This is a genomic window from Micromonospora sp. CPCC 205546 (assembly GCF_036902715.1).
In the GTDB taxonomy this organism is placed as follows: domain Bacteria; phylum Actinomycetota; class Actinomycetes; order Mycobacteriales; family Micromonosporaceae; genus Micromonospora.
Window position 1 is genome coordinate 1 of sequence record NZ_JBAKHL010000036.1, and the last position, 20170, is coordinate 20170.

The window sequence follows — 20170 nt, forward strand, 5'->3', positions numbered from 1 at the left end:
CCGCCCGCCGACCCGCCGCCCGCCGACCCGCCGCCCGCCGACCCGCCGGCCGCCGGTCCGACGTCCGCAGCGTCCGGCGGTGGGGTCTCCCGCTCCGGCCCGCCGGCGGACCGGCCGTCGCCGGAGGGGCCGGCCGCGTCGGGGCGGTCCGGCGACGACGGAGGTACGTCCTGATGCCACTGTGGCTGGAGCTGGTCATCCGGGTGGGCGGCGTGCTGGTCGCCTTCCTCACCCTGCCGCTGCTGGTCGGGCAGGCCGAGCACAAGGTGATGGCGCACATGCAGGGCCGGCTCGGCCCGATGTACGCGGGCGGTTTCCACGGCTGGGCCCAACTGGTGGCCGACGGCGTGAAGTTCGTGCAGAAGGAGGACGTCACGCCCCGGGAGGCGGACCGGGCGGTGTTCCGGCTCGCCCCGGTGGTCGCCCTCGTGCCCTACCTGCTGGTCCTGCTGGTGATCCCGCTCGGCCCGGACGACCTGGTCGGGCAGCCGCTGGACATCGGCCTGTTCTTCGTGCTGGCCGTCGTGGGCGTGGGCGTGGTGGCGGTGCTGATGTCGGCGTGGGCGTCGGCCAACAAGTACAGCCTCCTGGGCGGCCTGCGCGGGGCGGCCCAGCTGCTCGGCTACGAGCTGCCGCTGGTGCTGGCCGCCGCCTCGGTGGCCATGGCGGCCGGCACGCTCAGCCTCTCCGGCATCGTCGAGGCGTGGCAGCCCTGGTGGCTGCTCTGGCAGGCCCCCGCCATGGTGGTCTTCTTCCTCGCCGGGCTCGCCGAGATCCGCCGCCCGCCGTTCGACATGCCGGTGGCCGACTCGGAGCTGGTCTTCGGCTACATGACGGAGTACACGGGTCTGCGGTTCGCGTTCTTCCTGCTCGCCGAGTACGTCGGCATCGTGGTGATCGCCGCGCTCACCACCGTGCTCTTCCTCGGTGGCTGGCAGGGGCCGTTCGCCGACGCGCAGCTCGGTTGGCTGTGGACCCTCCTGAAGGTCTTCGCCGTCTCGTTCCTGATCATCTGGATCCGGGTCTCCTACCCCCGGCTGCGCGAGGACCAGCTCCAGCGCCTCTGCTGGCTCGTCCTGGTCCCCGTCTCCCTGGGGCAGCTCGTCCTCACGGCCGCCGTCCGCGTGGCGCTGTAGGGCGGCCACCGCCGCGAGGTGCCACCCGGGCCGCCACGGCACCGCGTACGGGCCGTGGCGGCGTGCCGTCCGTCAGGGCAGCGGGGTGTGGGCGGGGTCGACGCGCTCGGCGGGCGGGGGCGGCGGGGGCGGGGTGCCGTCGCCGAACGGCCGGCCGCCGAGCGCCTCCCGGCCGTGCGGGGTGAGCCAGTTCGCCAGGTCGGGTCCGAGCGGCACCACGCCGGTCGGGTTGATGTCGCGGTGCACCTCGTAGTAGTGCCGCTTGATGTGGTCGAAGTCGATCGTGTCGCCGAAGCCCGGCGTCTGGAACAGGTCCCGGGCGTACGCCCAGAGCACCGGCATCTCGGTCAGCTTGCTCCGGTTGCACTTGAAGTGGCCGTGGTAGACCGGGTCGAAGCGGACCAACGTGGTGAACAGCCGCACGTCCGCCTCGGTGATGGTGTCCCCGACCAGGTAGCGCCGCCCCGCCAGCCGCTCGTCCAGCCAGTCCAGCCGGTCGAAGAGCCGGTGGTACGCCTTCTCGTACGCCGCCTGGTCGCCGGCGAAGCCGCACCGGTAGACGCCGTTGTTGACGTCCCGGAACAGCAGCGCGCTCACCTCGTCGATCTCGTCGCGCAGCCGCTCCGGGTAGAGGTCGGGCGCCCCCTCGCGGTGGTACGCCGTCCACTCGGTGGACAGGTCGAGGCTCATCCGCCCGAAGTCGTTCGTGACCACCTGCCCGGTCGGCACGTCCACGATCGCGGGCACCGTGATGCCCCGCTCGTAGCCGGGGAACCGGGCGAAGTACGCCTCGGCCAGCCGCTCGATGCCGAGCACCGGGTCGCGCCCGCCCGGGTCGAGGTCGAACGTCCAGCTCCGCTTGTCGTGCGTCGGGCCGGCCACCGCCATCGAGATCGCGTCCTCCAGCCCGAGCAGCCGCCGCACGATGATCAGCCGGTTCGCCCAGGGGCAGGCGCGGCTGACCGCCAGCCGGTACCGGCCGGGCTCCACCGGCCAGCCGTCCCGGGCGTCGGCGGTGATCCGGGTGGCGATGTAGCGCTGGTCCCGGGTGAACTCGCCGCCCGGCTCGACGTACCTGCCGCCGGTGCGCATCAGCACCTCGTCGCCGCTGGTGGCGGTGCCTCCCGCATCAGCCGTCGTGCCGCCCTCGGTCGTGCCGCCCATGCCCCACCCCTCCGCCGTCGCCCGTCGCTCGTCCCATCATGGCGGCTGCGCCGCCCTCAGGCGCGCCGAGTGCCGACCTGGGCCGTCGCGCCGTCCGACGGTGGAGGGCTGCGGCCGGCGGGGCCGGGCCGGCCGGCGGTTAGGCTGCCGCGATGATCGATGTGGAGGCGGCGGCCCGACGCTTCATCGCCGACGTGTGGAACGGCGCGCGGGAGGAGTCGGCGTACGAGTTGGTGTCGCCGGAGTGCCCGGGGCTGGGCGGGGCCGGCCCGGAGGCGACGCTGGCGTGGCACCGGGAACGCCGCGCCGCCTTCCCGGACCTGCGCTACAAGATCGTGGACGTGGTGGCCGCCGGGGACCGGGTGGCGGTGCACTGGCGGGCGGCCGGCACGCAGGCCGGGCCGTTCGGTCCGGTGCCGCCGACCGGGCAGGTGGTCAGCTACTCGGGGGCGAGCTTCCTGCGCTTCGACGACGCGGGCCGGATCGTCGACGTGTGGAGCTGCAACGAGCTGTTCCAGCTCCTGCAGCAGTTGGGCGTGGAGATGCTCCCGCCCGCGCCCGGCGGGATCAGCGGGACCGGGGCGTGATCCTGCTCAGCGGGATGTCGATCTCCCACGGCTCCGGGACGAGGATGCCGTCGGTCATCCGGGCCTGCTCGACGTAGACGCGCTTGGCCGGGTCGAGCTTGTGGGCGTGCACGACGATCCCCGACTCGGTCTCGATCCGCCAGAAGTAGGGGATGTCGGCCTCGGCGTAGAGCGCGGGCTTGAGCACCCGGTCGATGCTCCGCGACCCCTCGGAGACGATCTCGACCACCAGCATCACCTCGTGGGGCCGGTAGTGCGACGGGTTGCGCGAGGCCGCGTCCAGCTCCGTGACCAGCACGTCGGGGATGAAGGCCCGGGTGCGGGAGAGCCGCACCTCGACGCCCTGCGTGACGTCGAGGTCGGCGGGGCAGCTTTCCTGAAGAGCCGCACCGAGCATCAGTGCGATCGACTGGTGGAGTCGCGTGGGGGAGGGCGACACGATGAGGTTTCCGTCCAGGAGTTCGTGGCGGCGGCCGTCGTCGGGCAGGCGGTCGAGGTCGTCGACCGTCCACCCGCCCGGCGGCGGCTGGTCGCCCTGCAGCGCGGCGGTCATGGCGAGCCCTTTCCGGTGCGTCCTTCTCCCCGCTGCACCGTACCGCCGGCAGACCCCGGGTGGTGGTCGCGCGCGCCGCGGCCACAGGGCAGGATGGTCGGCATGACCGACCGCAGCGAGCGCAGCGAGCCGGGCGGCGCCGGCGGAGACCGGGGCCTGCCGGGCGCGGGCCTGGTGAAGGGGCTCGCGGTCACGTTGAAGACGATGACGCGCCGCTCGACCACCCAGCAGTACCCGGACGTCGCCCCCGAGCTGCCGCCCCGCTCGCGCGGGGTGATCGCGCTGCTGGAGGAGAACTGCACGGTCTGCATGCTGTGCGCCCGGGAGTGTCCGGACTGGTGCATCTACATCGACTCGCACAAGGAGGAGGTGGCGGTGCCCGGCGCCGCCCGCCCCCGCCAGCGCAACGTGCTCGACAAGTTCGACATCGACTTCTCGCTCTGCATGTACTGCGGGATCTGCGTGGAGGTCTGCCCCTTCGACGCCCTCTACTGGTCGCCGGAGTTCGAATACTCCGAGTACGACATCAAGGACCTGCTGCACGACAAGGACCACCTCGGGCAGTGGATGGGGACCGTACCGCCGCCGCCCGCGCACGACCCGAACGGCGAGCCGGCGAAGGAGGAGACCGCCGCCGCGCGCAAGGCCGCGGTTCCGGCCGCGCCCGCCGCCCGTCCCGCCGCCCCACCCGTACGCCCCGAGCCCGAGGCCGGCGCATGACCGGTGCGGACGTGCTGCTGCTCGCCCTCGGCGCGCTGGCGGTCGGTTCGGGGGTGCTGGTGGTGGCCACCCGGCACCTGGTCCGGGCCGGCCTCTACCTGGTGCTCTGCCTCGGCGCGCTGGCCGGGATGTACCTGGTGCTCACCGCCGAGCTGGTGGCCTGGGTGCAGGTGCTGATCTACGTCGGCGCGGTGGTGGTGCTGCTGCTCTTCGCGGTGATGCTCACCCGCGCCCCGATCGGCGCCTCCGACGACCTGGACCGGCCCGGCTGGGCGGCGGCGCTGGTCGGCGGCGGCACGGGGCTCGGGCTGGCCGCCCTGCTGGTCGACGCCTACCGCTGGACGGCCGTGGAGCTGCCCGAGGCGGGCACCGCGGAACGCCTGGGCGACCAGATCTTCCGCAGCTGGGTGCTGCCCTTCGAGGTGCTCTCGGTGCTGCTGCTGTCCGCCCTGATCGGCGCCATCGTGATCTCCCGCCCCGACATCGGCCGGCCGAAGGCCGGGGAGCCGGGCACCGCCCGGTCCCGCACCGGCGGGCCGGGCCCCGGGGGCTCCGGCACGGCGGTCGGCGGCGGACGCCCGGGCGACGACGGCGGGCGGTCGCGGTGAGGCCCGTCATCCCGTACGTCACCGCCGCCCTGCTGTTCGGCCTCGGCGTCTACGGCGTGCTGCGTCGGCGCAACGCGGTGCTGGTGCTGATGGCCGTTGAGCTGATGCTCAACGCGGTCAACCTGATCCTGGTCACCGCCGACACCACCGTACGCGCGCAACTGCCGCACGGCGGGCAGGTCTTCGCGCTCTTCGTGATCGTGCTGGCCGCCGCCGAGATCGGGGTGGGCCTGGCGATCGTGCTCCAGCTCTACCGGCTGCGGGCCACCGTCGCCGTCGACGAGGTGCCGCTGACCGAGCGCCCGGAGGGGGAGCGGTGAACACGACGACGCTGCTCGGCGCGCTGCTGCCGGCCGTACCGCTGGTGGCGGGCCTGCTCGGCCTGCTCCTGCCGCCGGCGCCGCGCGTTGCCGGGACGGGCGCTGACCGGGCGCGGCGGGTGGCCGTCACGCTCGGCGTGGCGGGGGCGGCCGGTGCGCTGGCGCTGGCCGTGGCCCTGCTGGTCACCCTCGACCGGCCGGCCGAGGCGTCCACCACCTGGGTGGAGCCGGGTGGGCTGACCGTGAGCCTCGGGGTACGGCTGGACGGCGCCGCCGCGCTGGTCGCCGTCGCGGTCGCGGCGGTGGCCCTGGCCGTGCAGGTCTACTCGGTCGGCTACCTGCGCCGGGGCCCGCACGACGACGTCGACACCGACCACCGCTACCCGCCCTACGCGGCGCAGATCAGCCTCTTCACCGCCGCCATGCTGCTGGTGGTGGTCGCCGGCGACCTGATCCTGCTGCTGGTCGGCTGGGAGGTGATGGGCATCTGCTCCTATCTGCTCATCGCCCACGACCGCCGGCTGCCGGAGGCGCCGGCCGCCGCCATGAAGGCGTTCCTGGTGACCCGGGTCGGCGACGTCGGCTTCCTGCTCGGCATCGCGCTGCTCGGCGTCTCGGCCGGCAGCTTCCGCATCGCCGACGTGCTCGCCCACGACCACGCCACCGGTACGCTGACCGCCGCCTGCCTGCTGCTGCTCGCCGGGGTGGCCGGCAAGAGCGCCCAGTTCCCGCTGCACACCTGGCTGCCCGACGCGATGGCCGGCCCGACGCCGATCTCGGCGCTGATCCACGCCGCCACGATGGTCGCCGCCGGCGTGTACGCCGTCACGCGCCTCTACCCGCTGTTCGAGGTGACGCCGACCGCGCTGGCCGTGCTCGGCGTGATGGCCTCGGTGACCCTGCTGCTCGGCGCGTTCGCCGCCACCGCCCAGGACGACCTCAAGCGCGTGCTGGCCTGGTCGACGGTCTCCCAGATCGGCTACATGACCGGCGCGCTGGCGGTCGGCTCGCCGCCGGCCGCGCTGTTCCACCTGCTCACCCACGCCGCGTTCAAGGCACTGCTGTTCCTCGCCGCCGGTGCGGTGATCCACGCCGTGGGCACCACGCTGATGTCCCGCATGGGCGGGCTGCGCCGGAGCATGCCGGTGACCTTCTGGTGCACGGTGGTCGGGCTCGGGGCGTTGGCCGGGGTGCCCCCGCTGTCGGGCTTCTGGAGCAAGGAGGGCGTGCTCACCGTCGCCGGGGACGCCGCCCTGCACGGGACCGGGCCCGCCCCGTCCTGGGTGGGCTGGCTGGTCTGGCTGGCCGGGCTCGTCGGCGTCGCCGTCACCGCCTGGTACGCCACCCGACTGCTGCTGCGCAGCTTCTTCGGCGAGACGCGCATCCCGCTGGCCCACCCGCACGACCCGCCCGCCGTGATGCGCTGGCCCGTGCTGCTGCTCGCCGTGCCGGCCGCCCTGCTCGGCCTCGCCGGCTTCGACTGGGCCTTCGCGCGCCGGCTGCTGCTCACGCCCACCGCGGGCGAGCCGGGCGAGCGACTCCTGGTCCACGTCGGCCCGGGGCTGCTGCTGCCGCTGGCGCTGCTGGCCGTCGGGGCGGGGCTGGCCTGGCTGCGCTGGCGGCGGGACCCGGCCGCCGACCCGGCGACCGCGCTGGGTCCGCTGCGGCCGGTCTTCGCCGCCGCGTTCCGGCTCGACGACCTCCAGCGCGCCCTGGTCGTACGCCCGACGAAGGCACTGGCCCGCGCCACGCGTACGGCTGACGAGGTGGTGGTGGACGGCGCGGTCGAGGGCAGCGGCCGGGCCGCGCTCGGCCTCGGCGGCGGCTTGGCGGCGCTGCACCGCGCGCCGCTGCCGCGCGCGGCGGTCGGCGTGCTGGCCGGGGCGCTGCTGATCGGCCTGGCGGCCGTCCTGATCGGAGGGGCCGCGTGAGCGCGAGCAGCGAGCCGGCGTTGCGGGCCCCGCAGTCGCGAACCGAGGTAGCGCTGTGACCATGGGCGAGTTCCTGCTGGTGGCGGTGCTGGCGCTGCCGGCACTCGGCGCGCTCGCGGTGGCGGCGACGCCCCGGGACCGCGCGGCCCGGGCGCTCGGCACGACCGTCGCCGCGCTGACCCTGGTGGCCGCCGCGCTGCTCTTCCTCGGCGACCGCACCTGGACCACCTACGCGGCCGGCACCCCCGCCGTGCGGCCGTGGCACCGGCTCGACCTGCCCTGGGTGCCCGGCCTCGACCTGCGCTTCCACCTGGGCGTCGACGGCATCTCCTGGCCGCTGGTCGTGCTGACGGCCCTGCTCACCCTGCTCTGCTGCGGCTACACCATGTGGAAGGTCCCCGACGGCGGCAGCGGGCGGGCCCTGGTGGCCCTGCTGCTGGTCGTCGAGGTCGGCATCCTCGGCACCTTCCTCGCCCTCGACCTCGTGCTCTTCTTCGTCTTCTTCGAGGTCGTCCTGCTCCCGATGTACGCGATCATCGCCGGTTGGGGCGGCGCGGACCGGCGGCGGGCGGCGGCGAAGTTCGCCCTCTACACGCTGTTCGGCTCGGTGCTGCTGCTGGTCGGCGTCTACGTGGTGGTGTCCGCCGCGGGTACGGCCGACATCGTGGCGCTCACCGGCGGGACGGGGCTGTCCCGGGGCACCCAGCTCGCGGCGTTCACGCTGCTCGCGCTGGCCTTCGCGGTGAAGAGCCCGCTCTGGCCGCTGCACTCCTGGCTGCCCGACGCGCACACCCAGGCACCCACCGTCGGCAGCGTGGTCCTCGCCGGGGTGCTGCTCAAGATGGGCACGTACGGGCTGATCCGGATCGCGGTCGGGGTGGCTCCGGAGGGCGCCCGCTGGGCCGCCCCGGTGCTCGGCGTGCTGGCCGTGGCGGCGATCCTGGTCGGGTCCCTGGTCTGCCTCGCCCAGCGCGAGCTGAAGCGGCTGATCGCGTACTCCAGCGTCGGGCATATGGGCTTCGTGCTGCTCGGGGTCGCCACGCTCACCGCCACCGGCATCCAGGCGGCCCTGATCGGCAACGTGGCGCACGGGGTGATCACCGGCCTGCTCTTCTTCCTCGCCGGGGCGGTCAAGGACCGTACGCACACCGGGTCGCTGGACGAGCTGTCCGGGCTGCGCGAGACCGCACCCCGGCTCGCCGGGCTGCTCGGCTTCGCCGCCGTCGCCTCGCTCGGCCTGCCCGGGCTGGCCGGCTTCTGGGGCGAGGCGTTCGCCGTGGTCGCCGCCGTCGAGGTGGGCGGGGCGCTCTGGACGACCCTCGGCGTGCTGGCGGCGATCGGCGGGGCGCTCACCGCGGCGTACCTGCTGCGGCTGCTGCGCAGCGTGACGCACGGGCGGCCCAGCGCGGCGGTCGGGCGGCTCACCCCCGGCCTGGCCGGCGGGGAACTGGCCGCGTGGGTGCCGCTGGTGCTGCTCGCCCTCGCGGTGGGGCTGGCCCCGACCCTGGTGCTCGGCGTCGCGGAGGCACCCGTCGACGCCCTGGTGGAGGTGCTGCGGTGAGCGAGGCGGGCCGGCGGTACGGACGTGACGGGATATCGGCATGAGCGTGGTGCAGAGCGTCGACAACGTGGCGCTGCTCCCGGCGTACCTGGCCGCCGGCACGGCCGTGCTGGTGCTGCTGGCCGACCTGCTGGTGGCCCGTGGTCGGGTCACGCTGGCGACGGCGGCCGTCGGCGCGGCGGCCACGGCGCTGGGCGCGGTGCTCGTCGGCGCCGGGGGCGAGCGCCGGACGTTCTGCGTCGGCCCCGACTGCTCGTACGTCTTCGGCGGCCGGGCCGCCCTGGTCGCCGTCGTCGTCGCCCTGCTCACCCTCGGTGTGCTCGCGTTGTCCGGTCCGCTGCTGCGGGCGGGGCAGTCGCCGACGGGGGAGTACTGCTTCCTGCTCGCCTGCTCGATGACGGGCGGCGTGGTGCTCGGCGCGGCCGGCGACCTGATCACCCTGATCGTGGCGTTGGAGACGCTCACCCTCCCGCTGTACGTCCTCGTCGGGCTGCGCCGCGGCAGCCTGGCCAGCGCCGAGGCCGCCGTCACCTTCTTCGTGGTGAGCGTGGTCGCCACCACGCTGACGCTGCTCGGGGCGGCGCTGCTCTACGCGGCCGCCGGCGGGCTGCACCTGGGGCGGATCGGCACGATCCTCGCCGACCGGCCGGACCTGCTGGACCTGCCGCTCACCACGGCCGCCGTGGCGCTGGTGGTGCTGGGGCTGGCGTTCAAGGTGGCGGCGGTGCCGTTCCACGCCTGGGCGCCGGCCACCTACGACGGCGCGCCGCTGCCGGTGGCGGCGTACCTGTCCACCGCCTCGAAGCTGGGCGGCGTGGTGGCCCTGCTCGCCGTCGTGCAGTACGCGCTGCCGGCCGACGTGACCGGCCCGGTGCTCGCCCTGCTCGCGGTGCTGACGATGACCGTCGGCAACCTGGTGGCGCTGCGCCAGCGGCGTACGGTCCGGCTGCTCGCCTGGTCCTCGGTCGCCCAGGCCGGCTACATCCTCGCCCCGCTCGGCGCGCTGGCGCTGACCGCCGGACGCACCGACGACGCCCGCAGCGCCGCGTACGCGGCCGCCGTCGCGTACGCCGTCTTCTTCGTGGTGCTGGAGCTGGCGGCCTTCGCGGCCGTGGTGGCGCTGCGCCCGGCGGGCGCGGACGGCGGCACCCTCGACGACCTGCGCGGGGCGGCCCGGCGGCACCCGTGGCGGGCGGGGGCGCTCGGGCTGGCGCTGATCGGGCTGGCCGGCCTGCCGCCGGGCCTGGCCGGCCTCTTCGCCAAGGTGACCGTGGTCCGGTCGCTGCTGGACGGCGGCGCGGGCTGGCTCGCCGTGGTGGTGGCCGTGAACGCGGTGATCGGCCTCGCCTACTACCTGCGCCTCACCGCCGCCCTGTGGGCCGCGCCGGCCTCCGGGACGGATGCCCCGGCCCGCACGGCCGACGACCCGGCCCTCGCGGTCTCCGGCCGGGACGCCGTGCCGGCCGGCGGGGCCCCGGCCCTGGTCCCCGTGCGGGCCCGGACGGTCGGCGTGGTGCTGGCCGTGGCGACGGTGGCGGCGCTGGTGCTCGGTCTCGCCCCGCAGCTCGTGCTGGACGTCGCCGCCCGCTGACGGGACGGCCCGGTCAGGCGGTCTTCCCGCGTCCGGCGGCGGCAATCCTGACGGGCACTCCGGACATCTCAGGCAACTCTCAGCCATGAGACGGATGGTTGACGGGTACCGGGTTGTTGAACCGGTCAGCGGATCCCGCGTGATCCGTGCTGCACCGAAGGAGTGATCGTGCACCACAACCGTCTGAAGACCGCCGCGCTGCTCGGCCTGCTCACCTCGCTGATCCTGGCGGTGGGCTACTGGTTCGGCGGCAGTGGCGGCCTGGTCATCGCCGTCGCCGTCTCGCTGGTCATGAACGGCGTCACCTACTTCTACTCGGACAAGCTCGCGTTGCGCTCGATGCGGGCGCAACCGGTCAGCGAGGCGCAGTTCCCCGAGCTGTACCGGATGGTCCGCGAGCTGGCCACGGAGGCCGGGCAGCCGATGCCCCGCCTGTACGTGAGCCCGACGTCGCAGCCCAACGCGTTCGCCACCGGGCGGAACCCGCAGCACGCGGCCGTCTGCGTCACACAGGGGATCACGGAGATCCTCGACTACCGGGAGCTGCGGGGCGTGATCGGGCACGAGCTGTCGCACGTCTACAACCGGGACATCCTCATCTCCAGCGTGGCGGCCGGCCTGGCCGGCATCATCACCATGCTGGCGAACATCGCCTGGTTCATCCCGCTGGGCGGTGGCGACGACGAGGACTCCCCGAACCCGGCCGTGCTGCTGCTGACCATCATCCTGGGCCCGATCGCGGCCACCGTCATCCAGCTGGCGATCAGCCGCAGCCGGGAGTTCCAGGCGGACGCCTCCGGCGCTCAGCTCACCCGGGACCCGCTGGCCCTGGCCAGCGCCCTGCGGAAGATCCACATGGGCGCCCAGCGCCGGCCGCTGCCCGCCCAGGGGCAGCTCACCAGCACCGCCCACCTCATGATCGCCAACCCGTTCAAGGGTGGTGGCGTGGCGTCGCTCTTCGCCACCCACCCCCGGATGGAGGAGCGGGTCGCCCGGCTGGAGCGGATGGCCGCCAACAGCGGACCCGTGCAGTTCCAGCGCTGAGGCGCTGATCACCTTTCCGCCCGTGTCCGGTCCGCCGGACGCGGGCGGAACGCCGTGTGAGCGCGTTAACCGTTCCTCTCGCGCCTCCGGCGGCGTTAGGGTCGGAAGGTTCCCCACTCGTTACATCCCCTGGAGGTCGACCGTGGCCGCACTGCGCCAGTACCTGGGCGTCTGGCGGATCCCCGGAGCGCCGATGCTGCTGCTCACCGGCATCGTCGGCAGGCTCGGGATCGGCATGACGCCGTTGGCGCTGCTGCTGGTTGTCGAGCAGGTCACCGGCCGCTACTCGCTGGCGGCCGTCGCCGGCGCCATCTACGCACTCTCCGGGGCCGCGCTGAGTCCCGTGGCCGGCCGCGTCGCCGACCGGATCGGCCCCACCCCGGTGCTCGTCGGCACCGCCATAGCCCACCCGTTCGCCCTGCTCGGTCTGCTCTGGTCCGCCCGCTCCGACGCCGGCAGCCTGGCGCTGGTCTTCGTGGCCTCCGGGGTCGCCGGGGCCACCTACCCGCCGCTGACCGCCGCCATCCGCGGCGCCTGGAACGACCTCACCTCGCCCGCCTCCGGCCGGTGGCGCCTGCGCAACACCGCCCTCGCCGCCGAGACCACGCTCTTCGAGATCGTCTTCGTGCTCGGCCCGCTGCTGGTCGCCGGCTTCATCCTGTTCGCCGACGCCGGGGCCGCCCTGATCGGCGCCGCCGTGGTGACCCTGGTCGGCACCCTGGCCGTGGCCCTCGGCCGGGTGATGCGCGGCTGGCGGCCACCGCCGCGTGAGCACCGCACCACGGGGCTCGGCCCGCTGCGCGTGCCCGGGTTCCCGGCGCTGCTGCTCTGCGTGGCCACCCTGGGCATCGCCTTCGGCGCGGCCGGCGTGACCGTGCCGGCGTTCGCCACGGCCTACACGTCCGACGACCCCGACAGCCTCGCCGGCGTGCTGCTGGCCGTCTGGGGAGTCGGCAGCGCCGTGGGCGGTTTCTGGTTCGGTGTCCGCAAGCCGGCCCGGAACATGACCCGGCAGTTCGCGCTGCTGCTCGGTGCGGTGGCCGCGAGCTTCGCCGTGTTCGCCGTGATGCCCACCCCGATGGCGCTGGGCACCGCCCTGGTGATCGGGGGTGCCACCATCGCACCCGCGCTCACCCTGGAGAACACCCTGGTCGGCCGGGTCGCCCCGACCAGCATGCTGAACGAGGCGTACACCTGGGTGGTCACCATGTCGGTGGGGGCGAGCGCCGCCGGCGGCGCGGTGGCCGGCCTGATCGTCGACCACGGTGGCGGGGTGCCCTGGGCGTTCGTCTTCGCCGGGGCCGCGGTCGCCGTCGGAGCCGGGGTCGCGGCCCTGCCCGCCGGGCCCATCGCCCGCGCGGAGGCCACGGCGGTACGCACCGAGGAGCTGCTGCCCGCCTGACGCCCACGGGGTTCCCGTCGCGTCGGAGGGGTACCACCCGGGCATGTTCGTCTTCTTCTCGAACCGGGTGGGTTGCCTCGGATCCCTGCTGATCAGCGCGGTCCTGACGGTGGTGCTGCTGCTCGTCTTCTCCCGCTGAACCGGCGCGGTCCTCTCGACCCGGGTCGTCAGGGTCGGCCGTCCACCGCCCGGTCGGTCCCGCCGCGGCAGGACCGACCGGGCGCGCGTCAGCGGTAGTTGGTGAACTGGAGAGACACTGGCCGCTACCAGCCAAAACTCCGCCATGATCGTCGCTAGGCCGTCGCTAGGCCGTCCAAGACGGGGAGACGCGAATCGCTACCGAGGCGGTGACCGCTAGCGACCGGAGGCTCTGCAGGTGCTGCCCATCTCGGGTCGTTACTCGATGAGAGCCAGCGGCGCTGCGTTTTGATCTTGGAAACGGACGAACCCACATTGAAATCGCGAGCAGCGTGAGATAGGCTGCTCAGCGTACAAGCTGATTGTAGCCTTAAAACTGGTTAGTTGTCAAGTCTGCCAAGTTCTTGACCAGCAAAATTAGGTCAAGGCGGACATGGCAACCCCGTCAAGGGCGAAAAGATCTTGTATCGCAAGCGAGCGGCACCCCCGGGCCTGAAACCAAAGGTGCCGCTCACCAACTCCATGTCAGCAAAGAACAGGAGCCACCTCCATCATGCCTCGAAAGTACGGTGAGCGGAAAGTTGTAAGAAGGGCGCGCCGACGAGACCGCCTAGGTCTCCAGCAGATTTGCCTCATTGTCGGGACGGCAGCCGCCGTCCTCGGGTCTGCTGCGGCCGTTCTTCAGGCGGTCGTGGCCGTCTAGCGTCGGCGTGGTGGCTCGCCCGGGTAGCCCACGGGCGAGCCACCACCTCGTTGCCCCCTTGGTTCATCGAGAGAACACCTTGTCGATGGCGCGCCGAGTCCGGTCTTCGCTGGACGGCATGAGATGGGTGTAGGTGCGCAGGGTGAATCCGGGGTCGGCGTGTCCCAGGTACTCGGACAGCGCCTTGACGCTTTCCCCAGCATCGAGCAAGGCCGAGGCGTAGAAGTGCCGCAGGGCGTGCATTCCCGTCGCCCGGGATCGCTGGATGCCGGCGGTCGCCAGGGCGGCGTGCCAGTAGTCGCGGTTGAACGTGTGCCGGTCCATGGCGACGTTCGTCCGACCATGGACAACCAGGCTGACGGTGACCGGAGGACCGCTGGGCACCTCCCACGGCAGCGTCACCGGAACCGAGGGGAAGTCCTCCAGGTGACAGGTGAGGGCGGCGCCCACCGACCCGGGCAGCGGGATGTCGCGCGTCTTTCGGCCCTTGGGTAGCGCGTAGACGAGCCGGCTACCCACGATCTTCAACTGCCGCACGACGTGCAGGGTGCCTTTGAGGAAGTCAATGTCCTCCACGGCCAGGGCCAGCACCTCACCCTGGCGAAGGCCGCAGCCCGCGCCCAAGTCGACGGCGACCTGGTACCGCGACGGCAAACCGGCGCGTATGGCGAGCACCTGTTCGCGGGACCAGGGCAGCACCTTGCGGGGCGGCACCTTCGGCGGCCGGACGGTCCTCGCGTGGCAGGGGTTGCGAGGGATACGACCGTCGTCGACCGCTGCGTTGAGGATCGTGGCGACGTTGCTGTAGGCGACGACCCGGTAGGTGACCGCTAGGCCGAGCTGCTGCAACGAGCGGTCCAGCTCTCGCAGGTGAGTCGGCAGGATCGTGGCTAGAGCCCGGCTCCCGAGGTGGGGAAAAATGTGCCGGCGTAGCCGCCGTTCCGTTGCCTCGCGGGTGGACTCGTCGAAGGTCTGAGCAGCCAACCACTGTTCGGCGTACTGACGGAAGGTCAGCTTGCCGGCGGCCGGATCGATGTAGGTACCCCGCAGCTTGTCCGACTCCACCGAGACGAGGAAGGCGTCAGCGGCCCGCTTTTCCTTGTCGGGGAACGACTTCGACCGTTCCCGGCCATCCGGCGCGATGTACCGAACCCGGTAGCGCAATCCCTTGCCGTGAAGAGGTGTCTTGACCCGCTCCGACTTGCCGTCAGGACGGGTGACGGACTTGTACCAGCGGTCTTCGACGTGGGCCACGCTTCTCCCCCTTCAGGCTGCGGCTTGCTGCTCGAACCAGGCCCGGACGGCGTCCGGGTCGTAGCGCAGGTGTCGGCCGACTCGTCCGGCGGGTGGACCGATACGGCGCTTGCGCCAGGTGTAGAGGGTCTGGACGGAGACGCCTAGGTAGTCAGCGACGTCGTCCACGGTCCAGAGCTTGAGCGACGAGGTAGTGGCCATGTCGTCTCCTGTGGGTCGAGGGGTCAGGTAGCAGCCGGCGCGGTGCCGGCCGGAGTGGCGCTGAGTTCGTGGGCGAGTTCTTCGCGGCCGGTGGCTTGTCGTTCTCTGGCCATGGCGGCGGCGGTGTTGGCGAGGAGGGCGTCTCCGGTGGTGTGCCAGCCGACGCCGGCGAAGGTGAGGGTGCCGACGATGAGGGTGGTGTCTTCGTGGTGCTCGTCGACGAGCTGCCGCCCGAGGTGCTCGTGGTCCTGGTGCTCGTGGCGGCGGAAGGCGACCCGGTTGTCACGGAGGAGTTGGAAGGTGACGGAGTAGCGGCGGGCTTTGGTGAGGAAGTGGCCGCCGAAACCGAGCATGTGCGCCCACCGTCGCAGTCGGGCGTACGGGTTGGCCGTGGCTGGTTTCGTCGATTTGGTGTCAAGGCTGGCTTGACGGTCGGCGACGCAGGTGGGGCAGGCGGCGTAGCGGGTGTGGGTGCCGCAGTCGGGGCACTCCCAGCGGTCGACGAAGCCGGGCCGGTGGCGGGGGTCGCGGGTCCGCTGGGAGAGCGGGACGGGGGTGCCGGTGGGTCGGCCGATGCGCCAGCAGGCGTCGATGAGGCGGGCGGTGTGGTCGCCGTCGGGGTCGGCGTAGTCGCCGATGGTGTCGGCGGTGAGCCTGACGGAGCGGTGCCCGGTTACCTCGGTGCTTTTGGTGGCGTACTTGGCAAGGTAGCCGGCGACCATGCTGTCAGTGACCTCACCATCGCCGGTCAGGTTGATGGGGCGGATGTCGAGTTGCTCGCCCCAGGCGATGGGCCAGCCGTCGGGCCGGTCGGGGTGGCCGGGGGTGGAGAAGGCGACCTGTGCGGCGTGCCGGAGGGCGTCTTCCAAGTCGGCGACGGTGAACACGGCCGGTGGGGGGACGACTGCGGTGGGATCGGTGGGGTGGACGCCGTCGAGGCGCACCAGGGCGTGGAAGTGCACTGCTGCGCGTGCTTGGAACTCGGCGGCTTTGCCGTGCGACAGCCGCATGGGCGGAACGGTGCGGGTGTTGCCGGAGGCGGTGACGACCTCGACCCGAGGGATGCCACGGCGGCGGGCGAGCTTGGCGAGCCACCGTTCCGCGGCTTGCTTGGTGCGATGCCACAGCTCGCCGGAGTAGAGGTTCCACACGACCTGGTGGTCATGGTCGTAGCAGTCCAGGCAGAGCGGCTGGCCGAGCACGGCATCGTCGGGTTCGTGGCGGGCCCAGCACACGGCCGGTTGGCCGTGGGGGCAGAGTCCGGCGTCGCGGCGGGCGTGGCAGGGCTCCGGTCGGCAGTCGCAGCGCTTCCGGTTGCCGCAGGTGTGCCGCTTGACGGCGCGGACGTGCACGGTGCCGAAGGACGGTGCGGTGAAGGTGGCGAACACGGCCGGATGCTGGGCGACGGTGTCGGGGACGCCCTTGCCGCCGACGAGGCCGGCGCGTAGGAGTTGGTAGGCGTCGCGTTGGTAGGTGTGGGCGCAGGAGGGGCAGACGGTGGCGCGTCGGTTGCCGCAGGCGGTGTAGATGGCGGCGTCGGGCATGGCGTCGGTGTGCCGCTGATCGAGTACCCGGCCGGTGGACGAGTCGATGGTGAGGAGTTGGCCGGCGAGGCGGATGGGGCGGGTGCAGCCGGCGGCGGCGCGGACGTGCTCGATCCAGCCGTAGTAGTCGGGTTGGGTGGCGCGGGCGAAGGCGGAGCCGGCGGCGGTGTAGGTGTAGACGGGCGGGACGTCGGCGTTCGAGCCCACACCCCGGGCCGAGGTGGCTCGGGGTGTGAGGTCCAGCGTCGACGCCATCAGGCCGGCACCTCGGGGGTGCGGGTGGTGATGGTGCGTTCGGTGACGATGACCCGGCAGGCGCCGCATTGGCGCGTGGCTGGCTCGTGCCGGTGACAGGGAATCTGGGTGGTGGTGTTGCCGCAGCGGATGGTGACCGGGGTGCGGCAGGGTCCGCCGGGGATGATGTCGACGAGGGTGCGGCGGATGTCGTACGGGTGCCCGTCAGGGTTGGCGGGGCAGGTGTGCTGGATGTGTTCGATGTCGACGAGGTGAATGGTCATCGGTCACCCCGCGCGAGGGCGAGGAGTTGCCCAGCGACGGCCGGGGCGACGTCGAGCCGGTCGGCCAGCTCGTCCGGCGTGATGGGTGCCCCGGTGGACTGTTCGTGCTGCACGGCCGCGAAGCGGGCCATGGGCAGCAGGTGGGCAGGGACGTCGACCGGCTCAGGGGCCGGGGCGGTGACGGGTTCCGGTTCCGGCTCAACAGCCGCCGTGACGGCCGGTTCAACGACCGGGGCCGGCTCAACGACCGGGGTTGGGGTCGGTTCGGGTGCGGGGGTGATGGCCGGCGGTGCCGGTTCGGTGGTGACCTGCTCGGCCACCTGAACGCGGATCGGCTCGACCTGCTCGACCTGCTCGACGGTCGGCGTGGTGTCTTCCGACCTGGTGGGGGTCGGGGCGAGGACGAGTTTGACCAGGGCCATGAACGCCAGAGCGGGAACGGCGGACAGGAGCCATCCGGAGATGCCTGGCTTGGCGACCGCGAGTTGTGCGGCGAGGGAGAGTCCGGCAGCGGCGATGAGCAGGAACAGCGGGTAGCCGATGGGTGCGCCGAGGCGGCGGCGTCGCCGGATGGTGAGTAGGCAGGCGATGGGGACGAGTTCGGAGATGACGGCGTTGGCCCAGCCGAACCACTGCCCGGTGCCAGCAGGGGAGTTGGCGAGGGTCCAGTCTTTGACGTGGGTGAAGGAGGCGGCTCCGGCGAAGCCGGCGACGGTGAGGAGGATGAGGACCAGGACGACGCCCTCGATGCGGGTGCCGGCGGTGGGTTTCATCGCGGGTCACCCCCGGTCGGTGCGGGGGCGGTCCAGCCGCAGACGTCGCAGTTGTAGAAGCCGCAGTATTGGCAGCAGTCGCGGCGGTCGATGGTGGTGAGCGGGGTGTTGTCGGCGCAGTAGTAGTCGCCGCAGGGGCAGGGGTTGGGTGTGTTCATCGGGGGCCTCCGTGGCAGTTGAGGCAGCAGCCGTAGCGGCGGGGGATGTAGTAGGGCTGCACGAGCCCGCAGGTTCGGCAGGTCCGCCGGGCACGTAGCGCTTTGGCGATGGCCTCCCGCTGGGCGGGGGTGGCGACGCGCTTGGGTTGGGCGAGGTCGAGGCGGTAGAGGTAGGCGAGGCGCTTACCGCGACGCCAGAGGATCTGCGCGACGGGGTCATGACCGCCCGGACGTAGGCCGGCGGCGCGTAGTTGCCGGCGAGTAGCCAGCCCGGCGGGGGCGGACTGGAAGGGGTAGGTGGGGAACCCGTAGCGGCTGCCGGTCGGGTCGTAGAAGCGGGAGGCGAGCCCGGTCGGCTCGGTGAGGGTGGTCATGGCCGGTCTCCCCAGCGCTGCTGGGCGGCCTGGCGGGAGATGCCTAGCCGGGAGCCGATTTCGGCCCAGGAGTAGCCGAAGGCCCGCAGCCCGATGACGGCGTCAGTGATGGCCTGATCGAGGTCGGCGGACAGGGCAACCAGGTCGCGGAGGGCTTCGACGTCACCGGTAGCGACGCGGCGGCCGTGGGCGCGGATGATGCGCCGTGCGAAGGCGGCGAACTCGTCGTTCTCGACGACCTCCCGACGCCGCTGCTGTCGAGGAAGAGGCGTCAAGGACTTCTTGACAGTGCTCACCGGTTCTCGCCTCCTTGGGTGTGGAGGCGGTCCCACTCGTCAGCGGCCTTCTCAAGGGCGGTGATGACCTGCTCGGCGGTGCGGGCCGGGTCGTCGTTCCACGAGTACGGGGAAGTGTGCTCATCGAGCAGGTGGCCGTCCTCGTCGATGTGGAAGACGGGTGCGAAGGCGTCGAGGTAGTCGACGAGCGCGGCGATGCTCTGCCGGTAGATGTCCTCGTCGGCGGACGAGAGGAGGACCGGGTGCATGAGCGGCTTTCCGGCGCAGGCCATGCCGATGGCCCCGACGGCGCAGGCCGGCGAGGTGAGAGCGTCGGTGGTGGCGTAGTAGATGCCCTGGGTCCAGCCGTGCCGGCGCAGGTAGAGGGCAGCCATCCGCAGCAGGTCAGCCGGGCTGACCTCGACGGTGGGCGGTTGGTGGGTAGCCTTCATGGCAGCCACGTCCTTTCGGTAGGGCTGTTGGCGGGTGGTCGGCAGGACCGGCGAGCTTGCGAGGCAGATCCGGTCCTGTCGGCCGATCAGTGGGCGCGCAGCCGCAGGTAGCGGCGGTGACGGGTGTCATCCCCACCCATCTGGTGGGGTGCGGAGACGAAGACGAGCCGCCCGGTTCGGGAGGCGGCCTGGATCATCACGGCCAAGTCCTCGGGACTGCCGACGATCCACATTTCGGTGTACTGGTTGGCCCGCTGGTTGTTCGCTCTGGCGTGGGCGCGTTCACGGGTGGTCATGCCGCCACCGCCAGATCAGGCGTGGTGGTGGTGAGTCGGCCGGGTCGGCGGATCCAGGCGGCGTAGTCGGCGATGCCGGCGATCTGCGCGTCGGTGAGGTAGGCGACCTTGATGCGGCGGGGGACGCCGCCTTCGGCGATGAGGTAGGCCGCGCCCTGGTTGGTGGGCTGGATGTCGGTGGCGGAGTAGCCCTGCTCGGCCCAGCCGTGCCCGAGCACGATGTTCGAGCTGTTCGGAGTCGTGCAGCGGAACGCGGCGCGGTAGCCGAAGAGGTCCCGCAGGCTGGTGGGGATGATGTCGAACGACGGCCGCTGGGTGGCGGCGACGACGGGGATGCCGGCGGCGCGGCCCCGGGCGACGAGGTCACGCAGGAGCGCGACGAACTCCTCCTGTTCCTGCTTGCTGCCGACGGTGGCGGAGTAGAAGGCGATTTCGTCGACGAGGACGGTGATGACCGATAGGTTGTCGAGGGCGGTCACCTTGCGGCGCCCATGCGCACGCAGCCAGGCGTAGCGGTTGTTCATCACGGTTTGCAGCCGTCGCAGGACTGCTAGGGCTTCGGTGATGTCGGGGCCGATGAACGCGTCGGCGCAGTCTTCCCACTGCCCCAGCTCGACGAGCTTGCCGTCCAACAGCACGAGCCGGGAGTCGACGGACAGGGCCGCGTGGGCGGCGATGGTGTTGAGCAGGCCGGACTTGCCTCCGCCGGGTTCGCCGCCAGCGAGGAGGTTGCGGTAGGCGAGGGTGATGTAGACGGGCTGACCGAACTCGTCGATGCCGACGAAGATGGGGTCGAACATCGACAGGCCAGGCCCCACCGGAACCCCGGCAGCCGGGGCGGTAGCGATGGTGGTCATGAGCTGCCCT

Annotated in this window: 23 protein-coding genes; 10 read left to right on the forward strand and 13 right to left on the reverse strand. The window is 72.6% G+C overall.

Translation table 11 applies throughout. The features are described 5' to 3' along the window. Positions 1–173 precede the first annotated feature (173 nt). A complete protein-coding gene (locus tag V6U77_RS17740; protein WP_334607452.1) occupies positions 174–1136 on the forward strand; it encodes a complex I subunit 1/NuoH family protein in 963 nt (320 codons plus the stop codon). 72 nt (positions 1137–1208) lie between these two features. Here V6U77_RS17740 and V6U77_RS17745 read toward each other — a convergent pair whose 3' ends face one another. Further along, positions 1209–2300 (reverse strand): glutathione S-transferase family protein, encoded by a 1092-nt coding sequence (locus V6U77_RS17745; RefSeq protein WP_334607453.1) that lies wholly within the window; start codon positions 2298–2300, stop codon positions 1209–1211. Between the two features lie 152 nt (positions 2301–2452). Between V6U77_RS17745 and V6U77_RS17750 the strand changes: the two genes are divergently transcribed. Further along, entirely contained in the window at positions 2453–2887 is a 435-nt protein-coding gene (locus V6U77_RS17750) for an ester cyclase (protein WP_334607454.1), read from the forward strand. Here the strand turns inward: V6U77_RS17750 and V6U77_RS17755 are convergent. Further along, positions 2868–3440 (reverse strand): Uma2 family endonuclease, encoded by a 573-nt coding sequence (locus V6U77_RS17755; RefSeq protein ID WP_334607455.1) that lies wholly within the window; start codon positions 3438–3440, stop codon positions 2868–2870. The two genes, V6U77_RS17750 and V6U77_RS17755, sit on opposite strands and share 20 nt — an antisense overlap. A 93-nt stretch (positions 3441–3533) precedes the next feature. On the opposite strand from V6U77_RS17755, the gene V6U77_RS17760 reads away from it, so the two are divergent. From V6U77_RS17760 to V6U77_RS17795, 8 genes are all read left to right on the forward strand, one after another. Continuing rightward, a complete protein-coding gene (locus tag V6U77_RS17760) occupies positions 3534–4160 on the forward strand; it encodes a NuoI/complex I 23 kDa subunit family protein (protein WP_334607456.1) in 627 nt (208 codons plus the stop codon). Next, the gene (locus tag V6U77_RS17765) at positions 4157–4768 is read left to right on the forward strand and encodes an NADH-quinone oxidoreductase subunit J family protein (RefSeq protein WP_334607457.1); all 612 of its coding nucleotides are present in this window, start codon (positions 4157–4159) and stop codon (positions 4766–4768) included. The genes V6U77_RS17760 and V6U77_RS17765 overlap by 4 nt, the downstream gene beginning before the upstream one ends. Beyond that, on the forward strand, positions 4765–5088 hold the full coding sequence (nuoK, locus tag V6U77_RS17770; protein WP_132230874.1) for an NADH-quinone oxidoreductase subunit NuoK: 324 nt from the start codon (positions 4765–4767) through the stop codon (positions 5086–5088). The genes V6U77_RS17765 and nuoK overlap by 4 nt, the downstream gene beginning before the upstream one ends. Continuing rightward, the gene (locus tag V6U77_RS17775) at positions 5085–7019 is read left to right on the forward strand and encodes an NADH-quinone oxidoreductase subunit 5 family protein (RefSeq protein WP_334607458.1); all 1935 of its coding nucleotides are present in this window, start codon (positions 5085–5087) and stop codon (positions 7017–7019) included. The genes nuoK and V6U77_RS17775 overlap by 4 nt, the downstream gene beginning before the upstream one ends. A 61-nt stretch (positions 7020–7080) precedes the next feature. Continuing rightward, the gene (locus tag V6U77_RS17780; RefSeq protein WP_334607511.1) at positions 7081–8580 is read left to right on the forward strand and encodes a complex I subunit 4 family protein; all 1500 of its coding nucleotides are present in this window, start codon (positions 7081–7083) and stop codon (positions 8578–8580) included. A gap of 40 nt (positions 8581–8620) precedes the next feature. Beyond that, positions 8621–10171 carry an NADH-quinone oxidoreductase subunit N gene (locus V6U77_RS17785; RefSeq protein WP_334607459.1) on the forward strand — a complete coding sequence of 517 codons (1551 nt, stop codon included), beginning with the start codon at positions 8621–8623 and terminating at the stop codon, positions 10169–10171. Between the two features lie 168 nt (positions 10172–10339). Continuing rightward, positions 10340–11215 (forward strand): zinc metalloprotease HtpX, encoded by an 876-nt coding sequence (gene htpX, locus V6U77_RS17790; protein WP_334607460.1) that lies wholly within the window; start codon positions 10340–10342, stop codon positions 11213–11215. Between the two features lie 142 nt (positions 11216–11357). Then, complete coding sequence (locus tag V6U77_RS17795) at positions 11358–12617, forward strand: MFS transporter (RefSeq protein ID WP_334607461.1); 1260 nt, start codon at positions 11358–11360, stop codon at positions 12615–12617. Between the two features lie 904 nt (positions 12618–13521). Here the strand turns inward: V6U77_RS17795 and V6U77_RS17800 are convergent. From V6U77_RS17800 to V6U77_RS17850, 11 genes are all read right to left on the reverse strand, one after another. Then, complete coding sequence (locus V6U77_RS17800) at positions 13522–14712, reverse strand: tyrosine-type recombinase/integrase (protein WP_334607462.1); 1191 nt, start codon at positions 14710–14712, stop codon at positions 13522–13524. Positions 14713–14724: 12 nt separating this feature from the next. Next, positions 14725–14913 (reverse strand): helix-turn-helix domain-containing protein, encoded by a 189-nt coding sequence (locus tag V6U77_RS17805; RefSeq protein ID WP_334607463.1) that lies wholly within the window; start codon positions 14911–14913, stop codon positions 14725–14727. A gap of 23 nt (positions 14914–14936) precedes the next feature. Beyond that, on the reverse strand, positions 14937–16712 hold the full coding sequence (locus V6U77_RS17810; RefSeq protein WP_334607464.1) for a replication initiator: 1776 nt from the start codon (positions 16710–16712) through the stop codon (positions 14937–14939). Beyond that, entirely contained in the window at positions 16712–16975 is a 264-nt protein-coding gene (locus V6U77_RS17815; RefSeq protein WP_334607465.1) for a hypothetical protein, read from the reverse strand. Before V6U77_RS17815 ends, V6U77_RS17810 begins: the two co-directional genes overlap by 1 nt. Beyond that, on the reverse strand, positions 16972–17748 hold the full coding sequence (locus V6U77_RS17820; RefSeq protein WP_334607466.1) for a hypothetical protein: 777 nt from the start codon (positions 17746–17748) through the stop codon (positions 16972–16974). The genes V6U77_RS17815 and V6U77_RS17820 overlap by 4 nt, the downstream gene beginning before the upstream one ends. Continuing rightward, positions 17745–17906: a hypothetical protein gene (locus V6U77_RS17825; RefSeq protein WP_334607467.1), complete on the reverse strand. Its 162-nt coding sequence runs from the start codon at positions 17904–17906 to the stop codon at positions 17745–17747. The genes V6U77_RS17820 and V6U77_RS17825 overlap by 4 nt, the downstream gene beginning before the upstream one ends. Next, positions 17903–18280: an RRQRL motif-containing zinc-binding protein gene (locus V6U77_RS17830; RefSeq protein ID WP_334607468.1), complete on the reverse strand. Its 378-nt coding sequence runs from the start codon at positions 18278–18280 to the stop codon at positions 17903–17905. Before V6U77_RS17830 ends, V6U77_RS17825 begins: the two co-directional genes overlap by 4 nt. After that, complete coding sequence (locus V6U77_RS17835) at positions 18277–18576, reverse strand: hypothetical protein (protein ID WP_334607469.1); 300 nt, start codon at positions 18574–18576, stop codon at positions 18277–18279. The genes V6U77_RS17830 and V6U77_RS17835 overlap by 4 nt, the downstream gene beginning before the upstream one ends. Further along, complete coding sequence (locus V6U77_RS17840) at positions 18573–19007, reverse strand: DUF6197 family protein (protein ID WP_334607470.1); 435 nt, start codon at positions 19005–19007, stop codon at positions 18573–18575. The genes V6U77_RS17835 and V6U77_RS17840 overlap by 4 nt, the downstream gene beginning before the upstream one ends. Positions 19008–19093: 86 nt before the next feature. Further along, on the reverse strand, positions 19094–19303 hold the full coding sequence (locus V6U77_RS17845; protein WP_334607471.1) for a hypothetical protein: 210 nt from the start codon (positions 19301–19303) through the stop codon (positions 19094–19096). Further along, a complete protein-coding gene (locus V6U77_RS17850) occupies positions 19300–20160 on the reverse strand; it encodes an FtsK/SpoIIIE domain-containing protein (protein ID WP_334607472.1) in 861 nt (286 codons plus the stop codon). The genes V6U77_RS17845 and V6U77_RS17850 overlap by 4 nt, the downstream gene beginning before the upstream one ends. Between the last annotated feature and the right edge of the window lie 10 nt (positions 20161–20170).

Coding starts and splice junctions, on each gene's coding strand:
- V6U77_RS17740 (WP_334607452.1), top strand. CDS start 174: ATGCCACTGTGGCTGGAGCTGGTCATCCGGGTGGGCGGCGTGCTGGTC.
- V6U77_RS17745 (WP_334607453.1), bottom strand. CDS start 2,300: ATGGGCGGCACGACCGAGGGCGGCACGACGGCTGATGCGGGAGGCACC.
- V6U77_RS17750 (WP_334607454.1), top strand. CDS start 2,453: ATGATCGATGTGGAGGCGGCGGCCCGACGCTTCATCGCCGACGTGTGG.
- V6U77_RS17755 (WP_334607455.1), bottom strand. CDS start 3,440: ATGACCGCCGCGCTGCAGGGCGACCAGCCGCCGCCGGGCGGGTGGACG.
- V6U77_RS17760 (WP_334607456.1), top strand. CDS start 3,534: ATGGTCGGCATGACCGACCGCAGCGAGCGCAGCGAGCCGGGCGGCGCC.
- V6U77_RS17765 (WP_334607457.1), top strand. CDS start 4,157: ATGACCGGTGCGGACGTGCTGCTGCTCGCCCTCGGCGCGCTGGCGGTC.
- V6U77_RS17780 (WP_334607511.1), top strand. CDS start 7,081: ATGGGCGAGTTCCTGCTGGTGGCGGTGCTGGCGCTGCCGGCACTCGGC.
- V6U77_RS17785 (WP_334607459.1), top strand. CDS start 8,621: ATGAGCGTGGTGCAGAGCGTCGACAACGTGGCGCTGCTCCCGGCGTAC.
- V6U77_RS17805 (WP_334607463.1), bottom strand. CDS start 14,913: ATGGCCACTACCTCGTCGCTCAAGCTCTGGACCGTGGACGACGTCGCT.
- V6U77_RS17810 (WP_334607464.1), bottom strand. CDS start 16,712: ATGGCGTCGACGCTGGACCTCACACCCCGAGCCACCTCGGCCCGGGGT.
- V6U77_RS17815 (WP_334607465.1), bottom strand. CDS start 16,975: ATGACCATTCACCTCGTCGACATCGAACACATCCAGCACACCTGCCCC.
- V6U77_RS17820 (WP_334607466.1), bottom strand. CDS start 17,748: ATGAAACCCACCGCCGGCACCCGCATCGAGGGCGTCGTCCTGGTCCTC.
- V6U77_RS17825 (WP_334607467.1), bottom strand. CDS start 17,906: ATGAACACACCCAACCCCTGCCCCTGCGGCGACTACTACTGCGCCGAC.
- V6U77_RS17830 (WP_334607468.1), bottom strand. CDS start 18,280: ATGACCACCCTCACCGAGCCGACCGGGCTCGCCTCCCGCTTCTACGAC.
- V6U77_RS17840 (WP_334607470.1), bottom strand. CDS start 19,007: ATGAAGGCTACCCACCAACCGCCCACCGTCGAGGTCAGCCCGGCTGAC.
- V6U77_RS17845 (WP_334607471.1), bottom strand. CDS start 19,303: ATGACCACCCGTGAACGCGCCCACGCCAGAGCGAACAACCAGCGGGCC.
- V6U77_RS17850 (WP_334607472.1), bottom strand. CDS start 20,160: ATGACCACCATCGCTACCGCCCCGGCTGCCGGGGTTCCGGTGGGGCCT.